Raw genomic sequence first — 24076 nt, 5'->3', positions numbered from 1 at the left:
TGCTAGCCTTTCACCTCGGTTGATCAGCCATCAACGATCAACATGCGGTCTCGTAGCTCAGCGGAAGAGCACTCGCCTCACACGCGAGGGGTCGCTGGTTCGAACCCAGCCGGGACCACAGAATTTGCAGGTAGAAGGACGGCACGCCCATGGACGATCCACCCGGCGATCACGAACAGAGCCTGAGCGATACCAAGAGCCCAAGGAATGCGCCGCCCAAACGGTTCTCCGCCGCACAAATACATGCGGCGTCAGCGCCGCAGACGGTTCCTTATGTGCCGATGCAGTCGGGCACGACACCGTGGTGGCATCGATTACTCAAGGCAGTTGCATGGTTCACCTGGTTTGTCGGCCCAGCGGCCCCACCACCTTCCACGCTGGAAGCCATGGGCAACCAACAGAAGCAGAGCAGGTCTTGAAGGATTGCCTACCTGGGGACGGCTGCGCCGGGATGTCGACGACCGGGGTGTTACCTAGGTTCTTGTCGAAAAATCCCGCGTACCGTGTCCATCAAGGGGTTGAGATATCACTCGGCCCAGTTCTGCGTGCGAGCCGCGCAAGGCTGTGAGGTCGATAGGTCCAGCTGGCCGAGAATCTTCCCTATGGGATCGGCAGTGACATCGTGGGAGACCTCGTCTGGCTGACCCAACCATTGGCCAGGCTCATTGCGCTTGGCGATCGCCGCCGGGAGGCCCGCTGCGGTGAGATCAGGGCTGAATACACAAGCCACTGTTACCCACCGGGGAGCAAGTGCAAGTCTTATCCACGCCAGCGCAGTGTAAGAGCGGATATCAAACCAGTCTCGCTGCTACAACTCGGATTTCCATCGGATGCTGCGGCGGCACATCCGATTCCGGATATCGACTAATGAAATGCTATACAAAGCAGCATCTTTGGAGTCCCTTGGATCGTGCCCCGTGCCCCGTGCCCCGTGCCCCGTGCCCCGTGCGTCGCAGTCAGGCTGTTTGTCTACGTGCCCGATCTCAGCGTCTCGGTATCCCTGACCTACCTCAACGATGGCACCGTCCGGATCGGATAGCCACATACTCCGCCAACCGGGAGCGTATTGATCGAAATCCACCTGGAATGCGATGTGCCGCAAGGACCCAGGGTACTCAGGGCTGTCTGCCGATCCACTCGAAGCGCCTCGGGTATCAACTGGTGCCCCGCCGAATAGTTCGAGGTACACATCGCCGAGTCTCAGGAAGATCGCTGTCCGGTCTGGAGACTCGAACACCCGCGATCGGGTGAACCCGAGAATACGTCGCCCGGCGTAACGGTCTACAGCGAGGAGGGGCTTTTTCGGCGGAGGTACTCGTGCCGGGCCCAGGCGATGACGATTACCCACCCGGCTGTCCCTAAACCGGTTGCCGCACCGGCGATGATCCGGTTGTAGAGGCTCTGTTTGTGTATGTCGTACCCGCCGTCGGGGACATGATCCGGGCTACCTGTGACCAGTTGCTCTTGCGTTCTTCCGGTGTGGTGACAGCGATCCCACTGGCTCATGGGTTTGTGATCGCAGATCGCTGGACGGATCACGATGGGCACCGCGGCTACCAGAAACAGTGTGCACACGGGTACCGCGATCACCAAGCGCCAGTGCGCGTACGGATTCTTTGTCCGCGGCCGCGACGGTCTGCTGCTGTCTTCGGTACGTTTCCCAACCATCACTGCGGCCACGGATTGCCGTACGGGTGCTGCGGTGGTGTTGTTTTGCGTCGTCGTGATGCGGTGACGATGAGGATGGTGATTCCTGCTCCTGTGAGTGTGATGCCACCGATGGGACCTGCGAAAGCCGCTGTGATGGCGCCGGTCCCGGCGCGGGGCCCGAGTCCGTAGGTGATGTCTAAGTAGCCGGCGCAGCTGACGGTGTAGGTGCCGCCTTGGTGGGCGGTCACCACGTAGAGCGCGTTCCATTGGTTGATGCTCAGGGAGCCGTTGTAGCGGCTGACGGTGGCATCGTTGTTGTTCTCATCGCGGGCCACGCAGCGGGTGTTCTGGGTCAGTTTCGGTACGGATTCGACATCGGCGACGTAGATGATCATCTGTTCGCCTGAAGCGAATTGTGATGTGGCAGAGCCATTTGCGTCGAACTGGCTGGTGGGTCCTTTGAGGGCGTAGACCAGTCCTGCGACGAATAGGCTGATGCCCCCGATCAGGCCAACCGCTATCAGTGCCGCGCCGACGATGTACCAGTAGCGCGGTGTCGGCCGGTGTGGTGTGGCGGGAGGGGGTGCGGGCCAATGCGCAGGTGGTGGTGGAGCGCCCCAGGGATACCCGCCGGGATGTGACGGTGGTTCTGGCTGCCCGGGAGAACCCGGATCATTGTTTTGCACCGTGTAACCCCCGTTTTCATCCCACCTGTTCAGAACATGTATGAGAGTAGCTGACTGGCCGGTCGGGTTACGGGAGTCGGTTCTTGTAACTGTTCAGTCGGCGCGCAGTCGCTCCAGCATTCCGGGACGGAGTTGATCGGCGATGCGTGCCCATGGCACCACGACGGGGCGTAGTCGCCTGCGGTGTGCGACGGGCACGTACATCTCCAGGCCGGCGGTGGGTGCCGCCCCGGCGATCCGCGGGCTCACGGGCGATTCTCCATGGCGGCGCGATACTCGCCGGATTCAGGCAACGGTGCGTGCACGGGCCCTGCCAATAGTTCTGCTCGGGCCTCGAGCAGCGGGGGATAGAGCCACCAAAACACTGCCAACCCTGCAAACACGGCGGCGTTGCAGATGGTTGTAAAGCTGGTTATCGCCCCGGTGGCTGAGATGCCCACCTGGATAAGGACATTGACGGCCATGATTCCGATCAAGAGCTTGCGCACTGCGGGTGTCATCATGCGCAGCTGACGCTCAATCGTGTTCTGGGCTAAGCGTGCGGCGGCGCGTCGGACCGCCGGCTCGGCAGGTATCGGCCCCGACAGAACCGCCTTGGCGGCCTGCCGATACTGGGCCGGTGTCAGGCCGTCGAGCAGCTGGCGCAGCTGCGGCGCCCTGGACCGCGCGGCCAATGCCCATACCAGCCCGACGACGAGCGCCACGACCGCGATGCCGGTCCACCAGCCGAGCCATTGGCCCTGTTCGTTGCGGTTGATGACTGCCACCGGGATGCCCGCTGTGGTGAAGATTAGGGCTGTATACACGGGCCATTGTATCCACCATTGGGCAAGCGCGAGTCTGATTCACACCAGCACAGTGTAAGCAAACAGCAAACCATACGGTGTGGGAGGATGAACCGAAGGTTGGGTGATTTACGTGGAGGGGATTTCAGATGCGAATTGTTGACGGTGGGGCGAAGCTTGTGTTCGCCGCTGTCGTGCTGTGTGGCGCGGCGATGAGTGTCTTCGCGGTTCCGGCTCAGGCGCAGCCGGGCGGGTTCCCCGATCTCAGTAAGTTCACCGCCGTATCGCCAGAGCCTTACATCACGCGGTGGTCTAAGGGCGCCACGGACATGAGTTTTCTGGCCTTTGTCACTCCCTACGACATCGGCTGCAGATTTGGTGCCCCAAAGGAGCTTGCGGATTCTGGGCAAGGCGTCAGGTGTGGAGGTGCTCCTGTGGGGGTCGACAACATCCCCACCACGGATCTCATGAAACGCGAGGTGGCGACTCCGAAATCTGGCGATTGTGTGGTCGGCTCGGTGGGGCCCGGCGACGACAGTGCCGGGGCGCCGTATCAACTGTCGCATTACTTCTACGGAGGCTGCGATGGTAAGTCGCCGGGACCGATCAACAGGGGATCCCTACTCGCAGTGGGGCAGAAGGTCTCGTACGGCCACGTCACGTGTGTGGTTGATACCAATACGATCGTGGCTTGCCTCGACACTGCCAGTGACGAGCATGGATTCGTTCTCAAACCTTCTGGCAGTTGGACATTTTGAGCACCAGAACTGCCGTCCTCACAGTCTTGTCGTTCGCGGCGGGCCTCGGGTTGAGCATGCTGCTGTGTTTCACGCTATCGGTGGTGCTGTTCCAGTTCTTCTGGTCCGCAGGCTTGTACTTGGGATTCTGGATCACCTTCGGTATCAGCGTGATATTTGCGATCGTGGCGGTGGCTCGCAGGGTCCGGTTCAACGAACGGCTCTGCTACTGGCACGCTGTCTTGGTCGGCCTGTGTTCCCTCACATGGTTGGTGGCAATCGATGCGGCCGTGGAGTACGGCCTGCAGACCCCGCACCGTTGAGCGTCGGCAGAATCATGTTGCCCAGCAATCGCATTGCTGAAATGTCTTGTGGTGGTGCCTCGGTGTGGTTCACACATGGAGTCAGGCGATGAGAGCCCCGGAACCAGACTTTTACATCGCCTTGATGGCTGCGGTGTGTGGAGGCATCGGCCTTTTGGCTGAGCCCCGTGAAAGTACTGTCCAGAAGTGGGTTTACTGGGTGGTCGCTCCTACGGTCGCGGTCGTATGCATCTCGTTGGCTCTCAAGAGCGTGCTTGCCGGATTGGGGCTTGGCGCGTTCGTGCTCCTCTTCCTGGCCATGATGTACCTGCGGTACAAGCTCTAGTGCCGTCGAGCGGTGACGGGCGAGGGTGCGCCGTCAGATGCTAATTCGCCTTCTAGCGCCTACTTTTCGGTGAGCAAGGTACGGGTTCTGCGGCTTAGGCCCCACGATCCGTCTGACCCGATAGATGGCTACGGCGCGCCGGGGTTGATCTGTTTCTAGGGGGCCTGAGCCATCGACTCATGCGAAAGTTGGCGGGACGTTGGCTCCGAGCCAATCTTGGCTAAAAGGCCTCTGGGATATGGCGTTTGGTTAGCAAGTTGCCTGAGATGCTGATTCGAGTCAGCCGCCGGCGACGGCGTGGTAAAAGATACCCAAACTGTTGTAGACGGCATGGACCAGCACTCCTGGCCAGATAGAGCCGGAAAGCTGTAGCAGCAGTCCGGTGCTGAGCCCGATGACGAATGCCAGTGGCATGACAGCGTTAATGCCATGAGCGAGCGCGAAGACGGCTGCGCTGACCAACAGACCGATCCAAGTGCCCCAACGTGAGAGGAACTGTGCCAAGACGCCGCGAAACAGCGCCTCTTCACCCAGGGGCGTGAGCAGCCCGCCGAGCGCAAAGGTCACCACGAGTGAGGACAAGCCAGCGCTGGCCGCGTCCCGATAACCTTGCTGGACACTTTCCGAGCCGGGAAAAAACGGATCGAACAGCGCCGAGACCGGCCAGCTCAACACGAAGCATGCCAAGCCGACTCCCATGGCCACGACCAACCAACCGGCGTGCACGCGCCGCACCCCGAAGGGGCGCACATCTCGGAACCGGACAAGTGCAGCCAGAGCGAAAGCCCCCAAGGGGGCAAGACCTGAAACGAGGAAGTTGGCCTGACCGGGCGAGATTGGACAGCCAGGTGGGAGCCGGAGAGCAGTCACCGCACCGACCATATAGAGCACTGCGGCGGCCAGGACGGCCACACTCACTTCGGGCCAGCCGGGCAGGCGGTGATCCTGGTAACGATTGTCTGCGGGGTTCACGCAATCAGTGTTGACCGTGCCCCAACGGCACAGTCAACGGGATTTTCAGTGTTTGCGAGGTCCGGATGGTCGGCTTGATTCCAGTAGGGCCGTCTCATATTAGGTCAACTCAGACCCCAAGAATTTTTCTGGTAAATCTTGCGTCGATAATCATTGACTGATATATCTTCGGTGTCGGCTTTGCCGACGGGCCAAAGAAACCGCAGCGCGTCACCCAACACGAGAGGTACTGCCATGACAGACAAGAAATCCACAGAGGATCTGAGCCCCGAAGATGCTGCGGCACTGAAGGAATCGGAAGTTCAGGCTCGTGGCCGTGGCGGTCCCGGTGTCATCGATGTCGACGATCCGGGCACCGGCAACCACGTCCACTCGCACTAGCGATGGTGAACGGTCCAGATTGGCAGGACAAATGGCCGCCACCGATTAGACAGGAGCCGCATCGCCTACGGGACGACCCCTTGTCTGATCTGCCGACCGGCGAAGTTGAGGAGTTTCACGACGAAGATGCACCGATTTCGCGGGTGACTCAAGGGCATGTGGATCTCGATGATCCAGCCTCCGGCAACCATGTTCACCAGCACTAAAGTCAGCTAGCAGACGGGGACGCGCGTACATGAGCGTTGTAGATGTCGTACGGTCCGTAGTTTCGGATGAAGAGATTGATCATCTTGTTGCCGATCATTTTCCGTTCGGGGCCAGCGAGTACATCCTGACGAGCATGTACGCCGTCATCGATCGGCGTTTAGGGAGACTCGCAGAGACGTCCGCGCCGGCAAGGGGTTTCTACGAGCAGCTTCAGACGGTCGATCAGGCAACAGCGCGCGCGTACCTGCAGGACACAAGTGTGCGTATCGCGGTCCTCGATGAGTTTTACGCTAGAACCAGCGGTGTTGACGAGGTTGGGCCGACCTGCGGCCGCGATAGGGAGGCGGTGTTCGAGCAATGCGCTGAACAGTTACGAAGCGGAGAGCACGGGCCGCCCAGTGCTATCGCCGAAGGTCGCACACTTGGGCTATCGGGAAAGGTGCCGACGCGGATCTGGCGCGAGGAGCGTAGACAAGATCCGTGTACGCGAGTGTTTAGGGCGGCCTCTCGGTTCTACTTTCGAAACAGCGACTTGCGCGAACCGACATGCGAACAAGTCCGCCAGCTTCAACAGGGCTTTGAGCTATTGGAGGCACTCACTCCGAATCTGGCGTATTCGGCGCTGCAACACGCAACCCAGATCGCAGTAGTCGGCCCAGCTGATTCGGGCAAGAGCATGTCCTCAGGCTCCACCGTCCTCATCCCTGGTACGTTCTATATCGGGGAGTCTGCCTTCGGGAATCCTTGGCGCACAGCAGAATATCTTTTACACGAAGCGCTACATCACAAATTTTATGATTTCCGACATGCGCATTCGGTTCTGGCGGAACTGCCCGGTGAGGCTGATCTGTCTGGCCGAGCGTTACTGCGTGTGACCGCTCCGTGGAACATCGCGGGGGCAAGTGGCACACAGAATCAATGGGACACGCACAGGGTTTTCGCAGCATTCCACGTCTACACCCATTTGGGCCTACTCGGCTTGGCGGCGGATCGACTTGAAGGTCGCTACATGTCCACGTACGGTCCGAATCTGGATCTGAATCCGCGGACGGATTCGAGAACAGCTCTGGACCGCGCCTATTACCTTGGCCACCAGCTTGTCACTGAGTGCGAACCCAATTTGGGTGCTGCAGGGATCCGGTTGGCTCACTGGCTATTGGCGGTGCTGTCGGCACTCGATGTCAGCCCGCCGCCAGGGGATCGAACCTTTCCGTTTCTGCTTACTCGATACCAGCGAGAGACCCGAGCGCTAGGTGAGATGGCCGGTGCGGCCGAGATATCGGCTCTGGCAGGTGATCTCGCCCGCATTGAGTCCGACAAGACTCACACCTTGGCGAGCTACCTGCCGACAGTCGATATGGCTCAACTACAGGCTGCCGGTGCATTGCCTGACCCGATGTCTCGCTTTGCGGCAACACGAAACGCCGTTCACGGCATCCTGATTCGGCTATCAAATGACGGCGGCTACACGTTGCCGCATCCTTCGGCAGATGCCATGGCCAGGAATATGATTAATGAATCAAGCGATGCGATTTTACAAGTGACGCGCCACGGCGTTGTGTAAACACGCATTGAAAGTGTAGCGATACATCCCACGGCAACTGGGCTAGGCGCCGCAGCTCCGTGATTGCGTCCGCCCTGTGCCGGTACCTGCCGAGTTCTTTGGCATGCTCGTCGTCTTCGATAACAAACATCGGAGCCCTCACAAATTGGATATCGACCGGTCCTGCGATCGCTGTGGTGTCGCCGTCATCTTGAAATATTATTGTCGCGCAAGCATTTTGGCCGCAGGCCACCAGGTGGTGAGGTCGATGAGTTGGGTGAGTTCGTCTTCGCGGCTGGTGGCAGTGGGCAGGGGTGTCATGCTGGTGGGTGAGGGGTTGGCGGTAGTCGTGCGGCCGATTGCTTTGGCTATCTGTAGCGCGTGTTGTGCGCTCAGTTGGTCACCGGCGGTTGGTCTGCAGACGTGAATGAGTTGTTGTCGGTCGGTGTCGGTGAGTGCGGTGATGTGGGGGGCCAGTTGTAGTAGGGCGTCACGTATTTCGATGATGATGCGGTGCAGTTGAAAGTCGGTGACGGGTTGGAATCGTTGTGGGGGCGGGTTGAGGACGGTGTCTGGGTAGGCGGTGGTGAGGTCGGTCCAGAGGGGTTGGAGTTTGCGCCAGGTGCGACCGTTGGTGTCGCGGTGCAGGAGGGCTTGTGCGGCGACGAAGCAGGGTCCCAGCGCCAGGGGCAGGGCGGCCAGGAGGGCTCCGAAGCTGGCGTAGGAGTAGATGGCTTGGCGCACAGTCAAGGTGTAGGCCAGGTCCAGGCGTTCCAGTAGGGCCAGGGTGAAGATGCTCAAGCCGGGTAAGCAGATCAAAGCGGCGATTGCGCCCAGTTCGACGGCGATGAGGCGTTGTGCGGTGGTTGTGCGTGTCTGGCGCAGGTTCTTGGTGAGCTGCCACAGGATCATGGTGGCTGCGGTGACCGACAGGATTGACCAGATGGCGGCGGCCAGTACTTCAGAGTTGTCGCTGGCCAGGGCGATGGGTTGATCCTGCCTGCGGGGGGTGATCGCGACGAAGTAGAGCACGGTAATGGTGGCGACGGTCGCGGTGCGGTAGTGGCGGTAGCCGCGGACCAGAGTGTCGGGGTCGAGGCCATCGGTCATCGCGATAATGCCGATGACTTCAGGGCACGTTAGTAGTAGCAGTGCCAGAGGGATTTGGGAGGTGGTGCCGGCTGTGGTTGGGATAGTGGTGGCGAGCAGGTGCTGTACCTGCGGTTCGCTGGCCAGGTGAGTGGCGGCAAGGTAAGTCAGTGCACGATTGCGGTGGCGGGCGGCGAGCCCGGCGCCCAGCCAACGCCGTCGAAAAGCCAGCACCAACACGAAACAGGCGAAGACTGGCCAAGAGATGAAGCCGGGTACCGCGCTGGTCACTGGCGCCCGAGGAGGACGTCGGTGAGGGTTCGGTCTTTGGGGGAGTGGCTAAGGATGAGGCTGGCGAAGAGTTCGGCGTCGTGTTCGGCGGTGGTGTTGTAGGCGCTGCGACCGAGGGCTGCTTTGACCGTGCCGGGGTCCAGGTTTGGGGTGAGCGCTGAGACCATTTGCGCGGTGTCTGTTTTCGCGTTCTTGTCGTGGCCGAGCAGCATGTGGCCGAGTTCGTGCAGGATGATCTGGTCGGCGTGCAGCTGGGAGGTTCCGTCTTGATACAGCACGATGTCGTCGTGTTCGCGCACTAGCCACAGACCGCACGCACTTCCCGCCAATAGCGTGGCGTCGACGGGCAGGAGGGTGATCCGGCGGCCGCGCAGCTGTTCGACGGTGTGGATGAACGCGGTCCGGTCGAAGGGGCTGGGTACGGGAAGCTGTCCGATGAGCTGACGCATGTCGGTTTCGGGTAAGCCTGTGTGTTGTGGGCGTTTACGTCGAAGGTTCATCAGTGGGTCCGATCGGTGGCAGGTTCTCCAGTTCACGCAGGCGATCGACGATGCCGGCCAGATTCCCGATCGACTCGGGGGTAAGCCCCGACAATCTTGTGGCGATGTCACGGATGCCGTTGTCGCGCATGGCTTTGACGAGGCGCAGCTCGGATTCGATCGCGGCGTCGGCGCCGGCGTCGATGAGGTAGGAGGCCGGGACTCCGAAGTATTCGGCGATGGCCTGCACGTTCTGCACGGTCGGGTTGGTGCGCTTGCCGGTGCGCAGCAGGCACAAGTACGGCCCACTCATCTGCACCCCCGTCTTCTCGAAGATTCCATCGGCGACCGTCGCGTCGGAGACAGCTTCGCCTGCAGGACTCATCACCTCGTACAACTTGGTGAGCTTAGCGGCCAGGCTCTCTGCGCGCATGTCCTCAGCAACCTGTTGATCGTGACCCTTGTTTGGCATTGTCCCCATCCGTTCTTCGGCTTTCCCGCCCGCCGGTCACCCTACCGCAATTCTTTACCGGTAAGCGCACTACAGGCATTGTTTTGCTAGTAAATGTTGCTATAGCGAGCATTGACTGCTATAAATCTGCGTGTGCCAGCCAAGGGGACGGCACCCATGCACAGGTTCGTGCTCCGACGGGGAGATATGCCGTTGACTACTGCATTACGACGCAGGCGCCCAAGACGTCGCGTGCCGGTCGCAACATCACTCACAGTTGCAGTGGCACTCCTGTCCGGTGCTCCGTATGCCTTCGCCGACCCGCAGGTGATGCCCGATCAGCAGCAGCAGTTCGTAACCGATGATGGTTGGACTGTCGGGTTGACGATGACTAACGAGGTGATCGATCACATCGACAACATCGCCGGGGCGAGCAACTCCTGGCAAGCCCGGGTGTCGTACCGTGCCGAGGCCACGATCGCCGGGGCGGGTTCTGCGGTCATCCAGGACGCGCAGCTGGAGACGGGGTACTTCGTGGGCTGTCGCACCGACTCGTCCTCCGGTGTCGAACTTGGCGGAGATCTTGGTCTTACGCTTAGCCAGCAGCTCTCCGGACAGGCCTACGGCGGAGCCTACGGCGGCGGCCAAGGCGGCTCCGGCGGAGGCGGCGGCCAAGGCGGCGGTTTCGGTGGAGTGTCCGGTGGTGCCTCGGTGGGGGCCCAAGAGCACATCGGTGGTTACATGCGGGTGCTGCTCAAGCCGGGTGGTTTGGCGCAGTTGCCGATGGACCGCATCAACTTCCGGAATATGCATGCCGTGTCGCAGGTGCGTAACCAGAACGTCGAAGCCGACGGTTGCGGCGGCCAGGTCAAAATCCAGTCCTTCGCGACCTTCCGGATCCGCACCGAGAACGGCAACGACACCCAAACCGTCTACGGCGAACCGAAAGACCTCTAATGACAAAAACCTCCGCGACGTCACTGCTGCGACGTTTGATGTTGGTGGGCCTGACGCTCCTGGCGGCCGTTTTTGTGGTCCCGCCCACTGTTGGTTCGAAGACGACCCTCGGTATGGCAGTGGCCGACCCGGCGGTTCCGACTCCGCCGCCGCTGCCTGCGCCGCGGGAGATGCCCCAAGATGCACCCCGCATCAATAACATCGGCGGCGCAAAGGTCTCGTCGTCAGCGCCCCAGGGTGAGGGCAACGGTATGGGTCAGCCGCTCGCGGCCGCGCGCGAGCTGTCGAACTTTACGGTGCCGATGTTCGCCAAGGACGGCATCTTTTTCCCGACCACCTGGGCCGGCAAGAACATCGCGATCCATCTGCCAGGGGAGATGACGCTGCAGGCCGCGGCTTGGTCAGGCGACGGGGGAGCAACGTATGCCTCGAATGATGTGGATTACCAGGTGGTCCCGTTCTCCGGCGGTGGCGGCGACATCATCATCCGCCGCAAGACCATCTTCTCGCCCTCGGATATGGCCGTCGGCGTCAGAATCCCGGAAGGCACGCACCTGCGTCAGGGCACCAACGTCGTACTAGTGGAAACAGACCCTCACCCAGGTCGCCCCGCAACAGTCATCGGCACATTCTCCATCCCGGTGGCCCGCGACACACAAGGTGCCGCGATCAACGTGGCACCGGGTATCGGGCCAGGTTTCCCCAGGCAAACCAACATCCTGATCAACCTGGGCCAGGCCAACATCTTCGCCTTCCCTATCGAGATCACCCTCTCGTACCGCGCCTCGAACACTCCGACTAGCGGTGCTCTGACCGCGGACTGGGACGGCATGCCCAACGGCATCAGCGCACCCCAAGTCATCACAGTCCCTGCCGACTACGTCACCGACATCGACGGCAAGTACCGGCCCGCAGGCGTCGACCCGGTGCTCTATGCCGAACGACACTCAGGCATGTGCCCGGGCGGCCCCAGCCAATACCGATCACCGGACGGCCGCACCGCGGACTTCGCACCCTCCTGCATGCGTCAACAAATGTGCATGGACGCCGCGCCGCGAGGTACCTCGGTCGACGTCTGCAACAACACCCTGTTCGCCAACATGTCCACCAACTGCGTCGCCACCTTCGGACAACAAGGCGACCAATACGACACCTGCCTACGGATCGCCAACGACGAAATCACCTGGGTCAAAGCCAACATGCTCACCGGACCCCTCTGCCAACCCATCACACCAGCCACCAACACCCGCAGGCTGCCGTCCAACAACAACGCGTACTGCGGCACGAACTAGGGGCACACGATGAAGACCAAATCAGACCAACCCCACTGGTTTCCAAAGGAGTCCACACGCAAGATGCTTCGCCGAGCGTCTAGTACCGCCGCCGCTCTCGCGGTTCTAGCGGCCGCCATCGGTGTCCCGGTCATGAGCCCCCAGCCCGCCTCAGGCACCAGCCCTGTGTTGGCAATCGCACGGGCGGACTGCCCACCAGACTGCGGCGGAAACCCCGGAGGCGGAACCCCATCCGGTCCCCCGGGAGGCGGAACCGAATTCGTCCCACCCTCCATGCCGGCCATGCCTCCCTACGAACCTGGCCGTGGACAGCCTCCCCTGGACCAGAACAACGGCATCTCCATCTACAACAGCGCCGCACCCCAACCAAGCCAAGCAGCGCAACCCGGCCAAGTGTCCGCCCAAAACCGGGATGGCAGCTACAACCGCGCCGCCAACGGCGAACAACAACCCATCAACTACAACAACGCCCCTAACAACCAACAAGTCAACAACGACTGGCAACGGCTCAGTGATCAGCTCAACCAGCGCGGGCAGGAACAGCAACAGCAGCCCGGGCAGCAAAATCAGCGTGCCGATAAAGACTCATCCGACAACACGGATATAGACGATTCGAACGACGATGACCAGCGTTGTATGAACACACTACTGGGCGTCGCCAGCCAGCTGAATATTGCTCCCACATACCTTGGTATGAGTACTGGAGATAGCGATCTTGATGCCAAGATAGCCGATGCTGTCAAAGTGGCATTGGCCGCCAATCGGCTGGACCCTAAGAAGTGCTCAGTTACCCCTTCCAGTGGAGATGACACAAGTACTGACGGTCAAACTCAGATTCGCGAGGCCGGCTGCACCCAGGGCAACCCTGATTGCGATAAAAAATGCCCTAGCAACCAGTACATTCCAGTAAAATCTAATCGCAAGTTCCCTGGCGTTTCTGACAATATCAGGCAGAAGGGCAAGCAGCTAGACAGCTGGAAACGGGTGAACGAGATGGCCCAGGACTGGAACAATCATGCGTACAACCAAGCGCTTCCCAGGGAGGATAGATGGTCGGTTGAGCACATAATACCGATCAGAAGACTTTTAGACATAGACGATTTTTGGAAGCTGACACGTGATCAGCAAGTGCTGGTTGCGAATCTTCCAGACAATCTCACTCTGTTGTCTGGTCGTGAAAATTTCTCCAAGGGCGACCAACTATTTAGCGAATATAAAAAGGACCTACTCACCGTAACTGACTTTGAGTGCCAGCAGGAACTGAGAGCAACTGATTCAGTCAGACGACAGATCGAACAATTCGTCAAGGATAACGCGAATTCTGGTATACCGCGGCAATTGACTCCGGCTGAGTGCAGACAAGTCGATGGCTGTGAACAATTACCATCTCCGACTGCGTTACCTAACCCGCCTGTCGAGGTGCCGAAATGCGTCTTTGGGGTCACGAGAGACGGCATAGATTGTGAAGTTTGGAATAATTTCTGGAAGTCGGCGGGAGTGGGCGTATGCACATTCGTGGACTACGTCCCTTCTGGGAAGGCACTGGGCATGACATTAAAGGCCGCTCGGATTGCCGTGAAGGAAGCCGAGAAGGAGCTAGTCGAGCGTGCTGGAGACGCGACAGGAGAAACCCTTGGGTACCTCTTCTGCGAATAGCCACAGTCTTTGTTCGTGGTCACCAAAACGCCCACAGATTCGTTCACGCACGAGTCGTATCCGAATGTCTGCGGTGCACCCGCCATCGACAGGTTGGTGTCTCCACTAGCTTGGCAAGAACGTCGTCGTAGGCGTACAGCTCCTTGCAGCCGGGCGTCCGGTGCTGGTTGCGCTGGCCGTCCGCGTGCAGATATAGGCGCGGCACGACGCGACGGAGCACCTTGTAGAACGTCGAGGGCGGTGGCGCCTTGCCGGCGAGCTTCATCGTGCGCAGTACGTCAGCTCCGGCCATGGGCTGATCCCACGCGCGGGTCCGCATGTCGTCGCGGAGTTCATCGACGCCGTAAGTCGTTCGATACCGCGGGCAGGCGACGACGGTCTCGCCCTTCTCGACGTAGAGCTTCGCTCGACAGGAGACCGGCACTGAGCTTGTTCTTATCTGCTGCGACGCCGCCGGTAGTGATGTTGGTTCCGGCTGTTGTGGTCTTCTGGATAAGCTCCAACGGTTGCCATGAAGGGTGCTGCGGACGTGTTAGTGGGAGCTTGGCGTTGCCCCCAGGTGGGAACGCCGTTATCGCGGCGTTGACGTCGGTTCCGAAGACGGTCGACAGGGGGCGGGACCCGTAAAATCCCTCGTTGACCCACCGATGACCCACAGCGGACAGACGAACCTGCTTGACCTGGACTAAGAATGCTGCTGGATGGACTTCCCTATACAGAATCGAAATGCGTAGAGTGCATGCAAGCCGCCTCACACGCGAGGGGTCGCCGGTTCGAACCCAGCCGGGACCACCAAGGACGTGCAGGCGGGAATGCTTTCCACGCTTCCCGCACGCGCTGATTAGAGTCGGTTATGAACGTGGGCGGCCATTGGCCTACACCGTGTCTGTTCGGGTGGAGCTGTTGATGGATCACATGGCGCGACGAGGCTGAGAACTACGCCCTGGGCTCGCGGGAACCGCGCCCCTTCAACCAAATACCCAGGAGAAGCTAGAACGGCGATCCCTACCCGTCCCGGCCGCCTGGCGGGTCGTCGAGCATGGGGGTGTGCGCTATCACCGGGTAGGCGCCGGTGTATCCGATACGCTCCTGCGCGAGCTGCAGTACTCGGCCGCGGCATAGGTACCAGCCCGCGGTCAGCACGGGGATGAGTACCACGATCGCGATCAGGTTCCACGCGTTCTCGTAACACATGAGCACCACTACGGCCGCTAGGAATGCCAGCGTCAGGTACCCGGTGTACGGGGCTCCGGGCATCCGGAAACTGCCCCGTTGCAGGATGCCTCGCTGCGACCAGCGGTAGAGCTGGATCTGGCAGATCACGATGGTGGCCCACGACGAGATGATTCCGAGCGCCGCCAGATCCAGAGCGGTTTCGAAGGCTTCGGCGGGAATGACCAGGTTCATGAATATCCCGACAAGTGTGAGGGCGCCGGTGACCGCGATGCCCATGAAGGGCACTCCGCCAGAGGTCATACGTGACAACACTTTTGGTGCACTGCCATTCATCGCCAGCGATCGCAGAATCCGCCCCGTGCTGTACAGGCCCGCGTTCAGGCTGGACAGTGCGGCTGTGAGCACCACAAAGTTCATGGCATCGCCGGCGTACGGCACGCCTATCCGGGAGAAGAAGGTGACGAAGGGGCTTTCGCCGGCTTTGTAGGTCCCATAGGGCAGCAGCAGTGCCAGCAAGATGAGCGAACCCACGTAGAAGACCGCGACTCGGAACACCACTGAGTTGATGGCCCGGGGCATCACCTTTTCCGGGTTCTCGGTCTCGCCGGCGGCGATGCCGACCAGTTCGACAGCGGAGTACGCGAAGACGACTCCCGAGGTGACAATGACCAGGGCCATCAGGCCGGTGGGCAGCAGGCCGCCGTTGTTCGCGATCACCGATGGCCCTGTGCTGGCGCCCTCGATGGTGAAGCGGCCCGCCAAGAAGACGGTTCCGATGACCAGGAATCCCATGATGGCAACCACTTTGATCAGGGCGGCCCAGAATTCCATCTCACCGAACAGTTTGACGCTGATGGTGTTCATGGTCAGCACGATGACCAAGGCGATGAGTGCGATGGACCACTGGGGGATGGCCTTGAAGGCGCTCCAGTAGTGCATGTACAGCGCGATGGCGGTGACGTCGACGATGGCGGTGGCGGCCCAGTTGAAGAAGTACATCCAGCCCGCGACGTACGCTGCCTTCTCGCCGAGGAATTCGCGGGCGTACGACACGAAGGACCCCGAGGACGGCCGGTGCAAGATCAGCTCGCCCAACGCACGCAGGATGAAGAACACGAACACGCCGCAGACCGCATAAACCAAGAACAAGCCCGGTCCCGCACTGTGCAACCGGCCGCCGGCTCCCATGAACAGCCCCGTGCCGATGGCACCCCCGATACCGATCATTTGGACTTGGCGGTTCTTCAACCCCTTGTGGTATCCGTGTTCCTCAGGGGCAGGAGCTGATGTGTCATATGTTGCCGGGGACATCATCGTGCGACCGTATCGATCGGAAAGTTGCTTACTGGAACAACGATGTTACGAACATGCTGCGCGATTCCGCCTGATGACCGGCATGAGCCATTGGGGCCACGAGTCATCAGAGCGGTGAAAACTCAACCACTCTCCGGGGAGAGGTTGTCGGGAAGCGTTCTACTCCCATGCGGGGATCAAGACCTGTCGAGGCGGCGCGAATACATCCGATAGCAGCTAGTCGTGGCTCCCGGCCGCCCCTGCAGGCTGGGAGAACGCGCGCAGCATGGCAGGGAAGGCGAGCCGTTCCAACATCTGGGTCTCGGCCAGGTCGGGTTCGACGTAGAACTGCGCGGCCACCCCTTCGCGCAACGCGGTCGCGAGTCGGGCGATCAGCTCGGTGTCGATGATCAGTTCCCGGTGAGCGATCGACATCAGTTCGTTGATCACCCCGGCGGCCTCGCGCCGTAGCCGTGCATCGTGCTCGGCCAGCACCACGGCGGCGCTCGGTTCCCGGATCGCATACAGCGTGAATTCCATGCTGATCAGATACCAGCGGCGCTGTGCGGGGCTTTTGTCGTCGATGGCGCGGATGAAGGTGCTGAGGGGATCGGGGCTCGTGCGGCATTCGTCCAGCGCAGCCCGCAGCCGGGCGATCAGCTGCTCGCTGCTCGCGTCGAACAAGGTGAAAAAGAGCTCATCCTTGCCCGCGAAGTTCGAGTAGAACGCGCCTCGCGTGAATCCTGCCTTCTCGCAGATGTTTTCGATGCTCGCACCATGGAATCCGCGGTCGGCGAAAACATCCAGCGCGGCCTCCATCAGGCGTGCACGGGTGTGTTCGCGCCGGCGAGTGGAACCAGTCGACATGGGCGCCCTTCCGGTGATGCTCAGTGATACTCGACTTCGATACAGATATGTATCGTAATGCCTGCGTGCGGCCGAGGCCCATTGAATCGCTCAGGTGCCTCCATAAGGGCGCATGGTTATCGGCCACCTGATTGGCCGAAAATGTAGGAATATTCACCGTGGCGTATCGCGGCGGTTTTTCTTGACGGGTTTTCCCGGACGGGAGTAGCTTGTGGACGTTGGATACAGAGTCGTACTGAAAGGTGGGCGCATGACCTCTGGGGATGTTGTGGTGGGTGACGAGTTGTCGGCGTACATAGTCGGTTCCGCCGATGCCGATCTCTTGAGTCCGGCGCCGCCGGCGACAGTCGGGGAGGAGCGCGAGCGTCGGCTCCGTGAACTGGCGGCCGCGTTCCGCATCTTCGGGGCGTTCGGCTTCTCCGAAGGAGTGGCCGGGCACATCACCGTGCGCGATCCGGAGTTCCCCGACACGTTTTGGGTCAATCCTTTCGGCATGAACTTCCGACACATCACGGTCTCTGATCTCATCCAGGTCGATCACGACGGCAATGTGATCACCGGGACCCGTCCGGTGAACAGGGCGGCGTTCTGCATCCACTCCGAGGTCCACAAGGCGCGGCCCGACGTGATCGCCGCGGCGCATGCGCACTCGATACACGGCAAGGCGTTCTCGTCGCTGGGGCAGCCGTTGTTGCCCATCACGCAGGATGCCTGTGCCTTCTACCAAGACCACGCGGTGTACACCGACTACCGCGGCGTGGTCAGCGATCTGGAAGAGGGCAGAGCCATCGGATCTGCGCTCGGGCCGGCCAAGGCGGTGATCCTGCAGAACCACGGGTTGCTCACCGTGGGCCATTCGGTGGCCGAAGCCGCCTGGTGGTTCATCACGATGGAGCGCTCTTGCCAGGCGCAATTGCTTGCCATGGCCGCCGGAGAACCCCGAACGATCGACCACGAGACGGCTGTCTCGGTCTACAACCAGATCGGCACCCCGGTCGCGGGCTGGTTCCAGTTCCAGCCGCTATGGGACGACGTGATCAGAACCGCTCCCGAGGCCCTGCGTTGACCCGGATCGAGGATTCCCGGAGATGAGCTCCACGGCCGAGCAATCCCAGAGGCTCAACGACACGGCACTGACCGTGGACATGCACACCCACGGACTCAGCATCATGCCGAGATGGCTACGCGCGGTGGGCGGCAAGGCAATAGACATGCCGGCAGAGCCGTTGTCGAAACTGGCGCGGGGCAAGGTGAACCTTGCGATCATCACCGCCGTCGGCGACGCGGCACTGGGCACCGCGTGGCGATTCCGCTCTCCCTGGAGTGGCGTGAAGGCCCAGCTGGACCTCGCACGCGCCGAGGCCCGTGCGGCGGGTGTGGCAGTGGTGGACACCGCCGAGCAGATGGCAGGGGGCGACTCAGCGGTCATGCTCGGCGTCGAGGGCGCCGATGTCGTGGGTGCGCAACCGGACCGATTGGTGGAGCTTCACCGACTGGGCGTGCGGGTGCTGGGCCTGGTGCACTACGCGGACAACGGGCTCGGGACCATCAGTACCTCGTTGTCGGGAAACCGGGGCAGTAGGGCGGTTCGGGCCGGGCGCTACTCCTCGGGCCTGACCGCCCTCGGCAAAGAGGTTGTCGCAGAGGCCAACCGGCTCGGCATGCTGATCGACCTGGCGCATGCCGACGCGGCGACCACCCTGACGGCATGCGAGCAGACATCGGTGCCGGTGATCAGCTCGCACACCGGGGCATCGGCGGTACAGGAGTTTCCGCGCTATATCGGCGACGAGGAGGCGCGCGCGATAGCCGCCACCGGCGGACTGATCGGGTTGTGGCCAATGGGTTTTCGCCGTTTGGGCATGCGCGATGTCGATGACTTCGCCCGCCACGCCTCCTACCTGGCGGAACTGGTCGGTCCACGCCACCTGTGCATCGGCACCGACATGAACGGCATTCCCGGATACGCCCAGGGTTTCGACGGACCCACCGGATTCCCGTCGTTGATCGAGGCATTGCTGCGTGCGGGCTTCGACGCCGCGGAGGTCTCGGGGATTCTGGGCGACAATGCGCTGCGTGTCCTGAAGGCAACCCTGTCCGGCTCATGAGGGCAGCTTCGTAAGGCCGGACAAGGTCAATTCGTGTGGTAACAAAGGAGTTCAGATGGTGAAGACCTGGATCGAAACCGATTTGGCGCCACATCCGGTTGGCCCCTACTCGCAGGCGGTGCGCATCGGCGACACCCTGCAGGTGTCCGGCCAAGTGGGGATCAACGCCCAAACCGGTTCCCTTGCGGGTGAGACGGTCTACGAGCAGAGCGTCCAGGCATTGCGCAACATCCAGGCGATCTTGCACGCGGCGGGTACCGACCTGGGTGATGTGCTGATGCTGCGGGTCTATCTTCATGCCCCCGAAGGATTCGCCGAACTCAACAGGGCGTTCGAAGACACCCTCTGTAAGCCGTATCCGGCCCGGACCACTCTTTTCGGCGGTCTCCCGCCGGGGCTGTTGGTGGAGATCGACGCGCTCGCAAAACTTTCCGAGACAGAGGTGTAGCCATGAGAATCGCCGTCGCCGGAGCCGGAAGCATCGGCTGCTATGTGGGTGGCCGCCTGCAGACCGCCGGGCATCACCTCGTGTACATCGGCCGGGCAAGCCTCGGTCAGTCGATCGTGGAGCACGGTCTGGCTCTGTCGGACTACCAGGGGTGGTCGGCCACCATTCCCGGGCAGGATTGCGTGTTTTCCGAGGATGTTGACGTGGTGCGGGATGTCGATGTCGTGCTTGTGACGGTGAAGTCCGCAGCGACCGCGGGGATGGCCCAATCGCTGGCCGAACGACTGCGCCCCGGAGCTGTGGTGGTCAGCCTGCAGAACGGGATACGTAACCCGGTCGAGATCTCGCGATACGTCAAGCAGCACAAGGTGATCACCGGAATGGTCGGCTTCAATGTCGCACAGGTTGGGCCGGCGCGCTTTCATCAGGGCACACAGGGAAAACTCTCCGTCTCTGCCGGGGCGGAATCCCTGGCACAGGCGCTTACGCAGTGCGGGTTGCCCACCGATGTGCGCGACGACATGTCCGCGGTGCAGTGGGGCAAGCTGGTGGTGAACCTGAACAACGCGGTCAACGCCCTCTCGGGTCTGCCCCTGAAAGCCGAGCTGGGAGAACGGGAATACCGCCTGGTGCTGGCCGACGCCCAGCGGGAGGCCCTGGCACTTCTGCGCCGCAACAAACAACCGGTGGTCAGCCCTCTGGCCGCACCCTTGGCATTCATGCCCTGGGTGCTGCGGATGCCGAACGCGCTGTTCGCCCGGTTGGCGCGACATATGGTCGAGATCGACCCTCAGGCCCGTTCGTCCATGCTCGACGACATCACCCTCGGCAGGACGACCGAAATCGACTACATCAACGGTGAAGTCGTCGAACTCGCCAAGAAACTCGGCACGAGCGCACCGGTCAACGCCGCACTCGTGAGCCTCGTTCACGAGTTGACCTCTCGCGGCCAGAAGACGTGGTCGGGAACGGAGCTGCGCCGAGAGATCGAGGAGCGGGCGGCAGCTCCAGTCGGTTAACGCGCCGCGAACGGCGGTGAAACTCCTTCTAGGATCGCCTTTCCTGCGCCAGGATTGCTAGATGGCTGAGATCGACTTCTCGCTACTGGACATTCCGAGGGCAGTTCCGGTGACCGACCCCGAGGCGTATCTGCGGGCCGCCATCGCCTGGCACTTCGGCGAAGACACCGGCTCTCCATTCTGGTTGCGCACCGCAGCGGCCCTGGATTTTCGCCCGCTGACCGACGTGAACGGTTTCGATGACCTGAGGCTGTTTCCGAACGTGGTCAACGAGCTGCGGGAGGCAACCGTCGAGGACCTCATTCCGCGCGGCTATGGAGCGCCCGCTCCGCTGCCCAAGGTCTTCGAGTCGGGTGGCACCACCGGCGCACCCAAACGCACATCGCAGCTGCCCGACTGGGTCGAACAGGTCACCCGGTGGCAGCTCGAGGACTTCACCGCCGGGGGGTTCGTGGCCGGCGCGGGCCTGCTGTTTCTCATGCCCAGCGGCCCGCACGGCGTAGGCCACTTCTCCCGCGCCGTCAGCGAGCGGCTGGAATCGGTCTTCTATCCCGTCGACCTGGATCCACGCTGGGTCAAGAAGCTGGCCGCACGGGGCGCCACCGCCGAGGTATCGGCGTACGTGGCCCACGTGCTGGAGCAGGCGCGGTTCGTGCTGCAGACCCAGAATGTGGCCAACCTGCACACCAGCCCGCCGCTGCTGGGCGCGATCGCCCGCGACGACGCCATGGTGGAGCTGGTCAATCAGAAGATCCGCTACATCCTGATCAGCGGGGCGCACGTGGATCTGGACACCCTGGACCTGCTCCGTGAGATCTTCCCGTCGGCCCAGATCGCGATGGCGTTCGGCAGCACAATGATCCTGTCGCAGGCCAAGACTCGGGTGGTGGGTGATGCTTTCGTGTTCGATCCCCGCTCGCCGTATGTCGTCTTCTGGGTCGTCGATCCGCAGACAGGCGAGCCGGTGCCCCACGGCCAGCGCGGCCAGGTGGTGATGAACCACATCAGCAAGGGCATGTTCATCCCCAACAACCTCGAACGCGACAGTGCGATCCGGATACCCGGCCCCGACGACCAGATCGGTGATTCCGTCAGTCAGGTGGTTCCCGTCGCGACCTTCGAGGGCGAGGCAGTCGTCGAAGGCGTCTACTGATCGTGATCGCAGTGGACGCGCTAGGCCCCTCCGGCGAATACCGCACCCGCACGCGTGCGGTGATCACCGACATGGCCGGGGAACCGGTCGCCGAGTTGAGCATGGTGCCCTCGCTGTATGTGAGCCGCAGCATCGGTGCGCAGCGCGCCGCCGGGCCCCTGGCGCCGAATCGGCGCGACGCCGCGCTGGCCGAAGCCGCCGAGATCTTCACCGACACGGAGATCGGGGGCCAGGGCTTCGATCAGTACGTCGACGCCGTCAGCCGGGTCGCGGGATTGCCCGTCGCCGTCGCACGCTCCAGCGCGCACGGCGTCGCGGAGGCCGTGCGCCGTGCGATGGACGCGGTGGCACCCGCCCGGCCCACGGGAGCGGCCCTGCACTGGCACGACGGACGCACTCGTCAGGGGAGCTCAGTCTGGGTGCGCCGGGGTGATGTGCTGGCCGTGCACGCATCGGGGAACAGTCCCGGTGTGCACGGTGCGTGGGCGCAGGCACTGGCATTGGGCTATCGCGTGGCCATCCGGCCCTCGCGGCGCGAGCCCTTCACCGGGCACCGGCTCGTCAATGCGTTACGCACCGCGGGATTTCGGCCCGAAGATGCTCTGTATCTCCCCACCGACCATGCGGGCGCGGCCGAGATCATCTCCGCGGCAGACCTTTCCGTTGTCTACGGCGGGCAGGACATCGTGGGCAAATACGCCGGCGACCCCACGGTGATGGTGAATGGTCCTGGGCGCAGCAAGATCCTGATCACCGCCGAACACGACTGGCGTGACTACCTCGACATCGTCGTCGAGTCGATCGGCGGACACGGTGGCATGGCGTGTACCAACACCACGGCCGTTCTCTTCGAGGGCGATCCGCGACCCCTGGCGGAGGCGATCGCGGCCAGGCTTGCACAGATCACGCCGCTGCCCGTCACCGATGAACGGGCGGTCTTGCCGGTCCAGCCACTCGATGCCGCGCGCCGCGTCGGCGAGTATCTGGCCGCTAGGGCGCAGGGCGCGACCGCGCTCCTCGGTGCCCAGCAGGTGGTTGCCGACCTCGGCGATGGTTCGGCCGCGTTGCGGCCGGCCGTGCATCTGCTACAGCGAGCCGACGTCGACAAGCTCAACACCGAGCTGGCGTTCCCGTGTGTGTGGATCGCGCCGTGGAGCCGCGCCGACGGCGTTGTCCCGCTGCGGCATTCGCTGGTGATCACTGCGATCACCAGCGACGGGGAACTCATCGACGCCCTGGTGGCCGAACCGACGGTGTCCAACGTCTACAGCGGCAGACACCCGACCTCCTACGCCGCGCCCCACATCCCGCACGACGGATTTCTCGCCGATTTCCTGATGCGCACCAAGGGCGTTATCCGCGACTGAGGTCAGATCCTCGGCGCCGAGATGACATTCACGCGAGTGTGTCTACGTACTTGACCCGCGTAGATGTCATCTCGGAGGGACCGAGACCGAGTCAGACCCAGGGGCCGTGGCCACCCACCGATTCGATGCGGATTCGAGTCAGGTAGCCGTCCGGGGAGTTGGGTGGCGGGAAGTGTTCGTCCGAGCCCAGCAGCGCGACGGCGAGCTGGCTGAGCAGCTCCGGTGCGCCGCCCTCGACCACGCGTGCCGAACCGGTGACGGCCAGATATTCACGCTGCTGCCCGGGCTGGCTGGGAGCAAGGATGGTCACGGCGACGTGGGAATCGCGTCGGATGTTGCGCAGCTTCTTGTAGTTGCCCGACAGATGCGCGGCCACCAGCTCGTCGCCTTCTGGTGTGGATTGCAGGGCAACCCACACCACGGATACCTGCGGGCTGCCGTCAGGGTTGATGGTCACCAGCGTGGCATCGGCACCCGCGCCGATGAGTGCGCGGGCGGCGTCATTGAGTTCCATGTGAGATTTCTACTCTGCGGCGCCCTGTTTCATTCCCGGGGTGTGCGGTCGGCCGACAACGTCGTCGACCGGGCATCGTGTCGTGATGGGCTTACTGCAGAACGGTGGTGGTGTTCGTGCCGAAGGGCACCTGCGGATTGGTGCCCAGCGGGGTACGGGGGTTGGCACCCTCATGGGTGGGTTCGTGGAAGCCGCGGTCGTACAGGTTGGTGCCGGGCTGGGTGCAGGCCCCGCCGACACGTGGCGCGCCGCCCGTGCAGGCGGTCCGGCAGCTATCCATATGGGTAGCAGTATCGAATTCCCAGCT

General features: G+C 62.1%; 27 protein-coding genes and 1 tRNA gene. 16 read left to right on the top strand and 12 right to left on the bottom strand.

The window, feature by feature from the left end; all coding sequences use genetic code 11:
• Window positions 1-46: 46 nt before the first annotated feature.
• Window positions 47-118 (top strand) — tRNA-Val (locus MYCSP_RS13405).
• A 31-nt stretch (window positions 119-149) separates the two neighbouring features.
• The gene (locus MYCSP_RS23145) at window positions 150-419 is read left to right on the top strand and encodes a hypothetical protein (protein ID WP_157886187.1); all 270 of its coding nucleotides are present in this window, start codon (window positions 150-152) and stop codon (window positions 417-419) included.
• A gap of 1248 nt (window positions 420-1667) precedes the next feature.
• Here MYCSP_RS23145 and MYCSP_RS13395 read toward each other — a convergent pair.
• From MYCSP_RS13395 to MYCSP_RS13390, 3 genes are all read right to left on the bottom strand, one after another.
• A complete protein-coding gene (locus MYCSP_RS13395) occupies window positions 1668-2189 on the bottom strand; it encodes a hypothetical protein (RefSeq protein WP_088415614.1) in 522 nt (173 codons plus the stop codon).
• A 240-nt stretch (window positions 2190-2429) separates the two neighbouring features.
• Window positions 2430-2585 (bottom strand): hypothetical protein, encoded by a 156-nt coding sequence (locus MYCSP_RS23140; RefSeq protein WP_157886186.1) that lies wholly within the window; start codon window positions 2583-2585, stop codon window positions 2430-2432.
• Complete coding sequence (locus MYCSP_RS13390; RefSeq protein WP_088413944.1) at window positions 2582-3142, bottom strand: hypothetical protein; 561 nt, start codon at window positions 3140-3142, stop codon at window positions 2582-2584. The genes MYCSP_RS23140 and MYCSP_RS13390 overlap by 4 nt, the downstream gene beginning before the upstream one ends.
• Before the next feature lie 128 nt (window positions 3143-3270).
• Here MYCSP_RS13390 and MYCSP_RS13385 point away from each other — a divergent pair, with 128 nt between their 5' ends.
• The 3 genes from MYCSP_RS13385 to MYCSP_RS23635 all read left to right on the top strand — a co-directional run bounded on the left by MYCSP_RS13385 (window position 3271) and on the right by MYCSP_RS23635 (window position 4506).
• Complete coding sequence (locus MYCSP_RS13385; RefSeq protein ID WP_088413943.1) at window positions 3271-3879, top strand: hypothetical protein; 609 nt, start codon at window positions 3271-3273, stop codon at window positions 3877-3879.
• 26 nt (window positions 3880-3905) lie between these two features.
• Window positions 3906-4181, top strand: a complete 276-nt coding sequence (locus MYCSP_RS13380) for a hypothetical protein (protein WP_088413942.1) — start codon at window positions 3906-3908, stop codon at window positions 4179-4181.
• 88 nt (window positions 4182-4269) lie between these two features.
• Complete coding sequence (locus tag MYCSP_RS23635) at window positions 4270-4506, top strand: hypothetical protein (protein WP_088415613.1); 237 nt, start codon at window positions 4270-4272, stop codon at window positions 4504-4506.
• A gap of 279 nt (window positions 4507-4785) precedes the next feature.
• Here MYCSP_RS23635 and MYCSP_RS13370 read toward each other — a convergent pair whose 3' ends face one another.
• Complete coding sequence (locus MYCSP_RS13370; protein ID WP_235629480.1) at window positions 4786-5478, bottom strand: type II CAAX endopeptidase family protein; 693 nt, start codon at window positions 5476-5478, stop codon at window positions 4786-4788.
• A 234-nt stretch (window positions 5479-5712) separates the two neighbouring features.
• On the opposite strand from MYCSP_RS13370, the gene MYCSP_RS23135 reads away from it, so the two are divergent.
• Together MYCSP_RS23135 and MYCSP_RS13365 are read left to right on the top strand one after the other, a co-directional pair.
• Window positions 5713-5859, top strand: coding sequence for a hypothetical protein (locus tag MYCSP_RS23135; protein ID WP_157886185.1), 147 nt, complete (start codon window positions 5713-5715; stop codon window positions 5857-5859).
• A 235-nt stretch (window positions 5860-6094) separates the two neighbouring features.
• Complete coding sequence (locus MYCSP_RS13365) at window positions 6095-7630, top strand: hypothetical protein (RefSeq protein ID WP_088413941.1); 1536 nt, start codon at window positions 6095-6097, stop codon at window positions 7628-7630.
• Between the two features lie 198 nt (window positions 7631-7828).
• On the opposite strand, the gene MYCSP_RS13360 is transcribed toward MYCSP_RS13365, so the two are convergent.
• From MYCSP_RS13360 to MYCSP_RS13350, 3 genes are read right to left on the bottom strand one after another with little or no spacing between them, the layout of a single operon-like run.
• Window positions 7829-8989, bottom strand: coding sequence for an MAB_1171c family putative transporter (locus tag MYCSP_RS13360; RefSeq protein ID WP_088413940.1), 1161 nt, complete (start codon window positions 8987-8989; stop codon window positions 7829-7831).
• Window positions 8986-9438, bottom strand: a complete 453-nt coding sequence (locus tag MYCSP_RS13355) for a regulator (protein WP_062912424.1) — start codon at window positions 9436-9438, stop codon at window positions 8986-8988. Before MYCSP_RS13355 ends, MYCSP_RS13360 begins: the two co-directional genes overlap by 4 nt.
• A 34-nt stretch (window positions 9439-9472) precedes the next feature.
• Complete coding sequence (locus MYCSP_RS13350) at window positions 9473-9940, bottom strand: hypothetical protein (RefSeq protein WP_005076284.1); 468 nt, start codon at window positions 9938-9940, stop codon at window positions 9473-9475.
• Between the two features lie 186 nt (window positions 9941-10126).
• Here MYCSP_RS13350 and MYCSP_RS13345 point away from each other — a divergent pair, with 186 nt between their 5' ends.
• From MYCSP_RS13345 to MYCSP_RS23130, 3 genes are all read left to right on the top strand, one after another.
• Window positions 10127-10876: an MspA family porin gene (locus MYCSP_RS13345; RefSeq protein WP_088413939.1), complete on the top strand. Its 750-nt coding sequence runs from the start codon at window positions 10127-10129 to the stop codon at window positions 10874-10876.
• Complete coding sequence (locus MYCSP_RS13340) at window positions 10876-12168, top strand: hypothetical protein (RefSeq protein ID WP_088413938.1); 1293 nt, start codon at window positions 10876-10878, stop codon at window positions 12166-12168. Before MYCSP_RS13345 ends, MYCSP_RS13340 begins: the two co-directional genes overlap by 1 nt.
• 282 nt (window positions 12169-12450) lie before the next feature.
• Complete coding sequence (locus tag MYCSP_RS23130) at window positions 12451-13824, top strand: DUF1524 domain-containing protein (protein WP_235629478.1); 1374 nt, start codon at window positions 12451-12453, stop codon at window positions 13822-13824.
• A gap of 43 nt (window positions 13825-13867) precedes the next feature.
• Here the strand turns inward: MYCSP_RS23130 and MYCSP_RS13330 are convergent, their stop codons facing one another.
• From MYCSP_RS13330 to MYCSP_RS13320, 3 genes are all read right to left on the bottom strand, one after another.
• Window positions 13868-14248 (bottom strand): hypothetical protein, encoded by a 381-nt coding sequence (locus MYCSP_RS13330; RefSeq protein ID WP_088413937.1) that lies wholly within the window; start codon window positions 14246-14248, stop codon window positions 13868-13870.
• A 581-nt stretch (window positions 14249-14829) separates the two neighbouring features.
• Complete coding sequence (locus tag MYCSP_RS13325) at window positions 14830-16314, bottom strand: amino acid permease (protein ID WP_088413936.1); 1485 nt, start codon at window positions 16312-16314, stop codon at window positions 14830-14832.
• A gap of 216 nt (window positions 16315-16530) precedes the next feature.
• Entirely contained in the window at window positions 16531-17160 is a 630-nt protein-coding gene (locus MYCSP_RS13320; protein WP_088413935.1) for a TetR/AcrR family transcriptional regulator, read from the bottom strand.
• Between the two features lie 250 nt (window positions 17161-17410).
• Here MYCSP_RS13320 and MYCSP_RS13315 point away from each other — a divergent pair, with 250 nt between their 5' ends.
• From MYCSP_RS13315 to MYCSP_RS13290, 6 genes are all read left to right on the top strand, one after another.
• Complete coding sequence (locus tag MYCSP_RS13315) at window positions 17411-18226, top strand: class II aldolase/adducin family protein (RefSeq protein ID WP_088413934.1); 816 nt, start codon at window positions 17411-17413, stop codon at window positions 18224-18226.
• A 22-nt stretch (window positions 18227-18248) separates the two neighbouring features.
• The gene (locus MYCSP_RS13310; RefSeq protein ID WP_088413933.1) at window positions 18249-19268 is read left to right on the top strand and encodes a dipeptidase; all 1020 of its coding nucleotides are present in this window, start codon (window positions 18249-18251) and stop codon (window positions 19266-19268) included.
• A 58-nt stretch (window positions 19269-19326) separates the two neighbouring features.
• Complete coding sequence (locus tag MYCSP_RS13305) at window positions 19327-19716, top strand: RidA family protein (RefSeq protein ID WP_088415611.1); 390 nt, start codon at window positions 19327-19329, stop codon at window positions 19714-19716.
• Between the two features lie 2 nt (window positions 19717-19718).
• Complete coding sequence (locus MYCSP_RS13300; protein WP_088413932.1) at window positions 19719-20735, top strand: 2-dehydropantoate 2-reductase; 1017 nt, start codon at window positions 19719-19721, stop codon at window positions 20733-20735.
• A gap of 61 nt (window positions 20736-20796) precedes the next feature.
• The gene (locus MYCSP_RS13295) at window positions 20797-21888 is read left to right on the top strand and encodes an acyl-CoA synthetase family protein (RefSeq protein ID WP_088413931.1); all 1092 of its coding nucleotides are present in this window, start codon (window positions 20797-20799) and stop codon (window positions 21886-21888) included.
• A gap of 2 nt (window positions 21889-21890) precedes the next feature.
• Complete coding sequence (locus tag MYCSP_RS13290; RefSeq protein WP_088413930.1) at window positions 21891-23255, top strand: aldehyde dehydrogenase family protein; 1365 nt, start codon at window positions 21891-21893, stop codon at window positions 23253-23255.
• Between the two features lie 91 nt (window positions 23256-23346).
• Here MYCSP_RS13290 and MYCSP_RS13285 read toward each other — a convergent pair whose 3' ends face one another.
• Together MYCSP_RS13285 and MYCSP_RS13280 are read right to left on the bottom strand one after the other, a co-directional pair.
• On the bottom strand, window positions 23347-23769 hold the full coding sequence (locus tag MYCSP_RS13285; RefSeq protein WP_088413929.1) for a PPOX class F420-dependent oxidoreductase: 423 nt from the start codon (window positions 23767-23769) through the stop codon (window positions 23347-23349).
• A gap of 91 nt (window positions 23770-23860) precedes the next feature.
• Window positions 23861-24049, bottom strand: a complete 189-nt coding sequence (locus tag MYCSP_RS13280; protein WP_235629477.1) for a hypothetical protein — start codon at window positions 24047-24049, stop codon at window positions 23861-23863.
• Window positions 24050-24076 lie beyond the last annotated feature (27 nt).

It is taken from the genome of Mycobacteroides saopaulense, assembly GCF_001456355.1.
Taxonomy (GTDB): domain Bacteria; phylum Actinomycetota; class Actinomycetes; order Mycobacteriales; family Mycobacteriaceae; genus Mycobacterium; species Mycobacterium saopaulense.
Note: the sequence above shows the minus strand (reverse complement) of the source record. Positions and strands in the feature narration are given on the sequence as shown.